The organism is Porphyromonas sp. COT-108 OH2963, from assembly GCF_000768895.1.
Taxonomy (GTDB): domain Bacteria; phylum Bacteroidota; class Bacteroidia; order Bacteroidales; family Porphyromonadaceae; genus Porphyromonas_A; species Porphyromonas_A canoris.
The window spans coordinates 1-9,244 of record NZ_JRAP01000001.1 but is presented as its reverse complement, the minus strand read 5'-3'; the positions used below and the strand labels follow the sequence as shown (position 1 = coordinate 9,244).

Here is a 9,244-nt window from a genome sequence, read left to right as displayed (position 1 = left end):
GTGCGCACAGAAATTTTTTTTCATGCGCACAGAAATTTTTTTTCGTGCGCACAGAAATTTTTTTTCGTGCGCACGTAAATTTTTTTTCGTGCGCACGTAATTTTTTTTTCATGCGCACAGAAATTTTTTTTCGTGCGCACAGAAATTTTTTTTCATGCGCATAGAAATTTTTTTTCATGCGCACAGAAATTTTTTTTCGTGCGCACAAAAATTTTTTTTCGTGCGCACAGAAATTTTTTCCCTTGCGGAAGGAGATTTTGGGTATTCCCTTTTCAGGGACGGAATCGGAGGAAGAGGGTAAAAAAGAAGTCCCACACTCTTCGGGAGAGTATGGGACTTCGAGAATCGGTATTTCGGGTCTCGTCAATGCGCCATGTAGGTTCGGGTCAGATAGTCGTGCATGCCTTTGGCTGCGTTTCTGCCGTCTCCCATGGCAAGGATCACGGTGGCTCCTCCACGCACGATGTCTCCGCCGGCAAAGATGTCGGGGATGTCGGCTTGGTTGTTTTCGCTCACGACGATGGTGCCGTGTCGGGTGATGGTGAGCCCCTGTATGCTCTTAGGGATGAGCGGATTGGGAGAGACACCCACGCTGACGATGGCTTCGTCCACGTCTATTTCGACCACGTCGCCCTCGATGGGCACGGGGGATCTGCGCCCGGATGCGTCCGGCTCGCCAAGCTCCATCCTCTGGAGCAGGATGGAGGTGAGGCGTCCTTTTTCGTCCCCTTTGTAGGCGATGGGGTTGTGAAGGGTGAGAAATTCGACTCCCTCTTCCTGTGCGTGGTGTACTTCTTCGAGACGGGCAGGCATTTCGTCCAGACCTCTCCGGTAGATGATCATGGCTCGCTTGGCTCCCAGACGGAGAGCCGTGCGGACGGAGTCCATGGCGGTGTTGCCCCCTCCGATGACGGCAACGCTGAGCCCTCTCGATACGGGGGTTTCGCTCGTTCGGGAGAAAGCTCCCATGAGATTGACGCGGGTGAGGTATTCGTTGCTGGACATGACGCCCACGAGGTTCTCTCCGGGAATGCCCATGAAGCGCGGAAGTCCTGCCCCGCTGCCGATGAACAATCCCTTGAAGCCCTCCCGGTGAAGATCTTCGTAGGAGAGCGTCTTGCCCACGATGCAGTTGGTCTCAAACTTTACTCCCAGCTCGCGGAGCTTGCGGATCTCAAACTCCACAATGTCGTTGGGCAGGCGAAACTCCGGGATGCCGTACTTCAACACGCCTCCGATCTCGTGCAGCGCCTCGAAGACCGTGACGTCGTAGCCGTACTTTGCCATGTCGCCGGCAAACGAAAGCCCTGCCGGTCCGCTGCCCACAACCGCAACCTTGATGCCGTTGCCCTTCGGAAGGGGGGCTTTTTCGGCTGCGTGGCGGAGCGTATGCTCGCGCTCGAAGTCTGCCGCATAACGTTCCAGGTAGCCTATCGCCACAGGCTCTTTCTTGAGCTTGAGGGTGTAGAAACATTGAGACTCGCACTGCTTCTCCTGCGGACAGACACGTCCGCAAACGCCGGGAAGAGCCGTGGTCTCTCGCAGGACGCGAGCGGCTTCGAGCACTTCCCCACGCTCGATGTTTTTGATGAAGGTCGGGATATGGATCCTCACGGGACAGCCGTTCATGCAGGTGGGATCCACACAGTCGAGACAGCGCACCGACTCCTGCCCGGCCTGCTCGTGAGAGAGCCCGAGATTGACCTCTTCGTTGTTCTTGTTCCGGGTGTCGGGATCCAACGCGGGCATCACGACACGAGGAGTCGCGATACGGTCTTTCGCCTTGACGCTCTTGCGCAACAGCTCTCTCCACTCTTCTGCCCGACGTTCTGCTATTTGCTCTTTTTCGGTTGGCATAGGGCTTAATCTTCTCTGCTGTTCAACTCCTGTTCATACTCCCTGTAAGCTCCCTGACGAAGCAGCATCTCATCGAAGTCTACCTGATGAGCATCAAACTCCGGCCCGTCCACGCATACAAAGCGTGTCTTTCCGCCCACGGTTACTCTGCAAGCTCCGCACATCCCCGTACCGTCTACCATGATGGTGTTGAGCGATGCCATGGTGGGGACGTTGTACTTCTTGGTCAGAAGCGATACGAACTTCATCATGATGGCAGGCCCGATCGTTACGCAAAGGTCTACCTTCTCTCTCAGAATCACCTGCTCGACGCCCTCGGTTACAAGCCCTTTCTGTCCGTACGAGCCGTCGTCCGTCATGATGATCACTTCGTCCGAGTGCCGGCGCATGAGCTCTTCCATGATGATAAGCTCCTTGGAACGGGCAGCCAGCACGACGATGACCCTGTTCCCGGCTTCGTGCATCGCCTGAACAATGGGGAACAGCGGAGCAACGCCCACTCCCCCTCCGGCACAAACAACGGTGCCAAACTTTTCTATGTGAGTGGCTTGCCCCAAAGGCCCGACCAGGTCTTGGATATAGTCGCCCTCCGACAACTCGCACAGCTTCTTCGAGCTGCGACCTACATTCTGTACCACAAGTGTGATGGTTCCTGCCTCCGGATCTGCTCCGGCAATGGTCAAAGGTATTCTTTCTCCCTTTTCTCCGACACGAAGAATCACAAAGTGCCCGGCTTTGCGCGACCTCGCAATCCGGGGCGCTTCCACTTCAAATCGGACGACACGGGGAGAGAGAAACTCTTTTTTCAGAATTTTGTTCATACAATAATCGTTCTAAAAACAGTAGTTGCTCCTTCTTTATTCTTAAGGAATGATTAGTTTCTGACCTATTTTGATGTTGTTACTCCTGAGTCCGTTGGCTCGCTTGAGAGATGTTACGGTTACTCCCTTGTATTTAGCGGCTATCCCTCCGAGAGTATCTCCTTTCTTTACTGTATAATATCGCTTTGCCGATCCCGTTGTTACACGCGAACGCTGTTTTTTGTTTTTCTGTGGCTCTGTGGTGTCTATGCCGGCTACGGTGATGTTTGAGGCATCTGTGTCTTTAGGCAGTCTTATAAGCAGCTTTGTTCCGACCCGCAGAGAAGAGATGCCGGCATTCCACTCTTTGATCTCGCTTACCGTTACTTCGTACTTTCGGGAGATAGAAGCAAATGTCTCCCTCTTCCTTACGGTGTGGTAAATCTCCTTATATTCGACCTCTTTTACTTCCTCGCCCTTACCTGCAAAAGGAGCTAAGGCATTCAATGAGTCCCTTTTGAAAGAGAAGGTCAAAGCCGCCTGAGTAGGGAGAGTGAGCACCTGCGTAGTATAAGTACCGGGAACAATGTTGTGCTTGTACTTGGGATTGAGAGATTTGATAACGTCCACAGGCTCGCCGGAAAGGAGGCTGATCTCTTCGAAGGTCCTTTTCGTTCGGATATGTATAGTGTCCGTAGCCAATACCACATCCATCGTTTGAGGTTCTATACCGTGAGACTTGTAATACTCCATCGTATAGTAAGCGGCTATGAACAGGGGGACGTAAGCACGAGTTTCTCTGGGTAAATACGGAAAGATGTCCCAAAATTTTCTCTTTCCTCCGGCTCTTCGTATCGCTTTATTCACATTGCCGGGACCGCAATTGTACGAAGCGATAACAACCAGCCAGTCTTGGTAGATCTCGTACATATCCTTGAAATAACGAGCGGCAGCTTCTGTGGCAAGACGAGGATCCCTGCGCTCATCTATGAGACTGTTGATGTCAAGACCATAAACCTTTCCGGTATTCAGCATAAACTGCCACAAACCTGTTGCGCCCATCCTTGACACGACAAACGGATTAAGGTTGCTCTCTACAATAGCAAGATACTTCAGTTCATGGGGCAGGTTGTGCTTGTCGAAGACTTCCTCTATCATGGGGAAATATAACCCGGTCTTTGGCAACATGGTGGAAACTAAAGCCCTTCTTCTATTGACATATAGCTCTATACACTCCCGGACAACGCTATTATAGCTCAATGGTATTCTGCTTGGCAGGGCTGCCAATCGGTTTATGTAAACAGAGTCTGCGAGATAAGAAGGATAGACCTGATTTTTTGATGCGGTATTAGGCTTACCAATTTTATAATAATCGGTATATCTCTGAGAGATCAGACTATCTACTTTTTCATCTAAATTCTCCGGTAATAATCCAAGATCTGCCTCCACCGTAACAATCTCAAGAGAGTCCAACGAACTCTCTATTGCCTTGGAAGAGAGATACGAAAAGAAAAATAAGCTGATAAAAAGTAAATATCTTGGTCTAATCATTGAAACAAGATTTAGGATTGGAGAAAACTAAAAACTAAATGCCAAGCCAACGCCAAGAGACTGCTGCGGCAAAAAAGCATGTCTTTGAACGGTCGGCTGGACAGACATTGAAATGTCCGGACTAATATCAAATGTGAACAACTCGGCATCTACATAAGCATCGACCATAACCAAAGCATAGACTGCAGCAGCAACAATAATACTCAAGTCCCTATTACGGCGAAAAAAGTCTCGCCCTCGTTTTAAGTTGTTCTCCAAAGAGGTTTTGAGAGAAGGATTCGTTATGTATGTTTCGGGATCTTGTCCAAAAGGAACAAAGTCTTTCCAAGTGGAATGCTCCATCGGATTAGGACTTCTAAACTCTGAATATGCAGTAGCATAGTCTGTTAAGTTGGCATGATTCCATGATATTGCATAATAGCAAGCCGTATATGCTGTGGCTATTATGGGAAGTTTCCAGTACTGTCTGTTGTAAAGCTGCCCGGCTCCGGGTATAATAGACCAAAGGAGAGCTGTTGTAGAATTGGGAATAAAAGGCTTTTTAATTTTAGGAGACTTAGCAGGGTTTGTCGTAGTTTCTGCCACGGAGATATTTGTTTCTGTTATCTCTAAGCTATCAATCAGAACTTTTTCTGCTGAAAATCCATTCAATGCAAAAATAATACTGACGATAAAAGCTCCTATAAACAATCTTATAAACCTCATAGAATCCATGGTAAATAGACTTAAGTCTTTATTTATTGGGAAGTGAGTCCAAAAGATGAAGGATTTCTTCCAACTGCTCTTCTGAAGTAAAAGGAATAGTAATCTTGCCTTTCCCCTGTTTGCTCAGACTAAAGTTTACATTTGTCTTGAATATAGCAGAGAATCTCTGAGCCAAAAGATCCAGTTCTACAGCTTTTTCAGCAGTTTTCTTGGGAGTAGCCGCTTCAGCAGTACCATTATCCAATCGCTTCTCATCATCTTTATATCGCTTGACAATAGCCTCTACTTGACGTACAGAAAGATGGTCTATCAAAATCTGACGATATAATTCTATCTGTAAAGCAGAATCTTCCAATGGAAGCAGTGCTCTGGCATGCCCCATATCTATTACTCTATCTTTAAGTCCCATCTGAACTTCTGACGGAAGCTTCAGTAGGCGAAGATAGTTTGCTATTGTAGCTCTGTTTTTTCCAACTCTCGAACTTAATTCCTCTTGAGTTAGTTGATACTCTTCTATCAATCTTTTAAAAGCAAGAGAAACCTCTATCGGATTGAGATCTTCTCTCTGAATATTTTCAATGAGAGCCATCTCCATAACCTGTTCGTCTTCTGCTGTACGAACATAGGCAGGAATGGTAGTCAAACCGGCTATAAGAGAAGCTTTATATCGGCGCTCTCCCGATATTATTTTATAACGCTTGCCCTTTTCTCCTTTATTTACAAATACAGTAATAGGCTGAATAATGCCAACTGACTTAATAGAGTTAGCCAACTCAGATAAGGCATTCTCATCAAAAAAAGAACGTGGTTGCTCTTTATTTGGCTCTATCTCTTCAAGAAGTATTTCAGATATAGAAGATGCTCCTGATGGTTGAATATCAGGCATAATATCATCTCCCAGTAGGGATCCTAATCCTCTTCCAAGCGATCTATTTCTTTTTTTACTCATTAAAATCTCACTATATTTTCGTTTAGGATGCAAAAACAGCAGACTTCCGTGAGTCCTCTTTTGCTAAAATCTCACGCGCCAACTGCATGTAGTTTTGAGCTCCACGGCTATCTACGTCATAATATAATATCGGTTTCCCATGACTAGATGCCTCACTCAAACGAGTATTTCTATGTATAACAGTAGAGAATACCATCCCTTTGCATCTGGCCTTAAGATCCTCATAAATATCATTCGAGTGACGAGTACGAGCATCATACATCGTTACCAAAAAGCCCTCAATCTCTAAAGAAGGATTACGAGTTTGCTTTATAGTCTTAAACGTAGATAATAACTTGACCAGACCCTCCAATGCAAAATACTCCGCTTGTACCGGCACCAAAAGTGTGTCTGCAGCTATAAGAACTCCCACAGTTATAAGTCCTAATGAAGGAGAACAGTCTATAAGAATATAGTCGTATTCCTCACGCACTTCATTAACAAGGCGTCGTAGAACAAACTCTCTCTCTTTTCGTTTTAGCAATTCAACTTCAGCTCCAACGAGATCGGAACTAGAAGGTAAGACATCCAGATGCTCAATGGAAGTAGGAACAATACACTCTTTGGCTGACAAACCATCCATAAGAGAGTCATAAATATCTGCCTCCAATGTATCAAGGAGTATTCCCAATCCGGAAGATGCATTAGCTTGTGGATCGGCATCTACAACCAAAACTCTCTTTTCTAAAACAGCTAAAGATGCCGCAAGATTTATAGTTGTGGTGGTCTTACCAACTCCCCCCTTTTGGTTTGCTATAGCTATTACCTTCGCCATACGTATTGATTCTTTTTCACTTGGCAAAGCTACATTATTTTTGGGTCTCTTCCAATATTGTTTCTTCTTGCAAAGTTGTTCTTGAACACTGAACAAACAGAAAAAATCTTGAACAAAAGATCTTTGAATGAAATTAAGAAAACAATACTGCACTATTACCATGAATTGTGCTGTCATAAATATTCTGCAACTAAACAAGACAGTAGAAAACTATTATAGACAAAATCTATATGATCCAATAACTCCTCAATTGTTTTTAAGAATATCTCTAAATATCTTTGTTGCAGAAGAAATTTGTAAAAACAAGATGAAAGCAACTATATTATATCAAAGCAAAAAAGGGAAAACAGCTGCATGGGCGAGAGAGATGGCAATGTATCTGTGGAGTAAAGGTGTAGATGTAAATTTTGGAGCTCTTTCAGACTTTAAATTTGAGCAAATAAAAAATTCGGATTTATTGATGCTGGGGAGTTGGACATGTGGATGGTTTGTTGTCAATCAGCATCCCAGTAAGATCTGGATAGAAGGCGCTAAAAAACTTCCTAACCAGCTACCTGAAAACCTTGTCTTGTTTGCAACATACAAGATTCACACGGGATCCATTTTCAACAGAATGAAAAAGCATCTCTGCTTATCCAACGTAATTTATACCGATGTAATGAAATCCAAAACCGGAGTTCTCTCCGAACAAGACAGACAAAAATTAGACGCTTACGTGAATAGAATAAAAACCGTACAGAGTAAAAATTAAAAGCGTCTGAATAAATACTTCATCATAAATTTAACACTTTAGAAAAAATGGAAAAGAACAAACTCACAACAGCAGCAGGAGCTCCGGTAGCAGACAATCAAAATGTTGCTACTGCAGGCAAACGTGGTCCTATGCTCTTGCAAGACATTTGGTTTTTGGAAAAACTTGCCCACTTTGACAGAGAGGTGATTCCTGAGCGTCGCATGCATGCTAAAGGATCTGGAGCATTCGGAACATTTACCGTAACTCATGACATCACAAAATACACCAAAGCGGCAATCTTTTCCGAAATCGGAAAGCAAACCGATCTTTTTGTCCGCTTCTCTACAGTAGCAGGAGAGCGAGGTGCCGCAGATGCGGAACGAGACATTCGTGGTTTTGCCATCAAATTCTACACAGAAGAGGGTAATTGGGACCTTGTCGGAAACAATACTCCTGTATTCTTTTTAAGGGATCCTCTCAAATTCCCGGATCTCAACCATGCCGTAAAACGAGACCCGCGCACCAACATGAGAAGCGCTCAAAACAATTGGGACTTTTGGACCCTTTTGCCCGAGGCACTTCATCAGGTAACCATAACAATGAGCGACAGAGGCATACCTGCAAGCTATCGTCATATGCACGGTTATGGAAGCCATACCTTCTCATTCATAAATGCGCAAGGAGTAAGGCACTGGGTAAAGTTTCATCTCCATACACAGCAAGGAATAAAAAACCTTACTGATGCGGAAGCAGAAGCTCTCATCGGAAAAGACCGCGAGAGTCATCAAAAAGATCTCTATGAAAGTATAGAACGAGGCGAATATCCTCGTTGGACACTCAAAATACAGATCATGACAGAAGAACAGGCAAAAACGCTTCCTTACAATCCTTTTGACCTCACAAAGGTTTGGTCCCAAAAGACATTCCCCCTCATTGAAGTCGGATTTTTGGAGCTGAATCGAAATCCTGAAAACTACTTTGCAGATGTCGAACAAGCCGCTTTCAATCCCGCGAACGTAGTACCCGGCATCAGCTTCTCCCCCGACAGGATGCTGCAAGGACGCCTGTTTTCATACGGAGACACTCAACGTTACAGACTTGGAGTAAACCATCACCAGATACCCGTCAATAGAAGCCGTTGTCCTTTCCTCAACATGTATCACAGAGACGGTGCCATGAGAGTAGACGGCAACTATGGTTCACGTATCGGCTACGAGCCCAACGGATACGGTCACTGGCAAGATCAAAATGAATACAAAGAACCTCCATTGGAGCTTGACGGAGCCGCATATCAATGGGATTTCAGAGAAGACGACTCCGATTACTACTCCCAGACAAGAGACCTATTCCACATCATGTCTCCGGATCAACAGCAAGTACTTTTTGAAAACACTGCCCGATCCATGGGAGACATACCCACAGAGATCAAGCTACGCCACATAACAAACTGTTACAAGGCAGATCCCGCTTACGGCAAAGGTGTCGCGAAAGCACTTGGAATAGAATACTCTGAGCCCTCATAAAGAAAACAATTAGCATTACTACAATCTTATTAGAGACAAGAAAGGCTAAGCATTTCAGCATCACAAGCTGACAATGCTTAGCCTTTTTGTAAAGATTCTAAGGAATACCTCTTAATTTCTAATACACTTGACGACAAAACAATTCTCAAGAAACCTATAAAAACAAAGGAGAGAGCCATGTTCCTGTTACGGTTCATGTCTCTCTCCTTATCGTTAAGTGGCGGCTACCTACTCTCCCATTTGCATAGTACCATCGGCGTGATCGGGCTTAACTGCTCTGTTCGGAATGGTTAGAGGTGGATCCCCGATGCT

8 protein-coding genes and 1 rRNA gene are annotated in these 9,244 nt (G+C 45.4%); 2 read left to right on the top strand and 7 right to left on the bottom strand.

What is annotated here, in order from left to right; translation table 11 throughout:
• Nucleotides 1-363: 363 nt before the first annotated feature.
• The 6 genes from gltA to HQ39_RS00020 all read right to left on the bottom strand — a co-directional run bounded on the left by gltA (nucleotide 364) and on the right by HQ39_RS00020 (nucleotide 6,676).
• Complete coding sequence (gltA, locus tag HQ39_RS00045; protein ID WP_036862507.1) at nucleotides 364-1,857, bottom strand: NADPH-dependent glutamate synthase; 1,494 nt, start codon at nucleotides 1,855-1,857, stop codon at nucleotides 364-366.
• 5 nt (nucleotides 1,858-1,862) lie between these two features.
• Complete coding sequence (locus HQ39_RS00040; RefSeq protein ID WP_036862505.1) at nucleotides 1,863-2,678, bottom strand: sulfide/dihydroorotate dehydrogenase-like FAD/NAD-binding protein; 816 nt, start codon at nucleotides 2,676-2,678, stop codon at nucleotides 1,863-1,865.
• 42 nt (nucleotides 2,679-2,720) lie between these two features.
• Entirely contained in the window at nucleotides 2,721-4,208 is a 1,488-nt protein-coding gene (locus HQ39_RS00035; RefSeq protein ID WP_081964600.1) for a lytic transglycosylase domain-containing protein, read from the bottom strand.
• A 27-nt stretch (nucleotides 4,209-4,235) separates the two neighbouring features.
• Entirely contained in the window at nucleotides 4,236-4,793 is a 558-nt protein-coding gene (locus tag HQ39_RS00030) for a DUF5683 domain-containing protein (RefSeq protein WP_152565460.1), read from the bottom strand.
• Between the two features lie 148 nt (nucleotides 4,794-4,941).
• Entirely contained in the window at nucleotides 4,942-5,862 is a 921-nt protein-coding gene (locus HQ39_RS00025; RefSeq protein ID WP_036862502.1) for a ParB/RepB/Spo0J family partition protein, read from the bottom strand.
• Between the two features lie 22 nt (nucleotides 5,863-5,884).
• Nucleotides 5,885-6,676, bottom strand: a complete 792-nt coding sequence (locus tag HQ39_RS00020) for a ParA family protein (RefSeq protein ID WP_036862500.1) — start codon at nucleotides 6,674-6,676, stop codon at nucleotides 5,885-5,887.
• 127 nt (nucleotides 6,677-6,803) lie between these two features.
• Here HQ39_RS00020 and HQ39_RS00015 point away from each other — a divergent pair, with 127 nt between their 5' ends.
• Nucleotides 6,804-7,427, top strand: a complete 624-nt coding sequence (locus HQ39_RS00015; protein WP_235317622.1) for a hypothetical protein — start codon at nucleotides 6,804-6,806, stop codon at nucleotides 7,425-7,427.
• A 47-nt stretch (nucleotides 7,428-7,474) separates the two neighbouring features.
• Nucleotides 7,475-8,932, top strand: a complete 1,458-nt coding sequence (locus HQ39_RS00010) for a catalase (protein WP_036862499.1) — start codon at nucleotides 7,475-7,477, stop codon at nucleotides 8,930-8,932.
• Between the two features lie 215 nt (nucleotides 8,933-9,147).
• On the opposite strand, the gene rrf is transcribed toward HQ39_RS00010, so the two are convergent.
• Nucleotides 9,148-9,244: ribosomal RNA gene (gene rrf / locus HQ39_RS00005) — 5S ribosomal RNA — on the bottom strand; the annotation flags it as partial.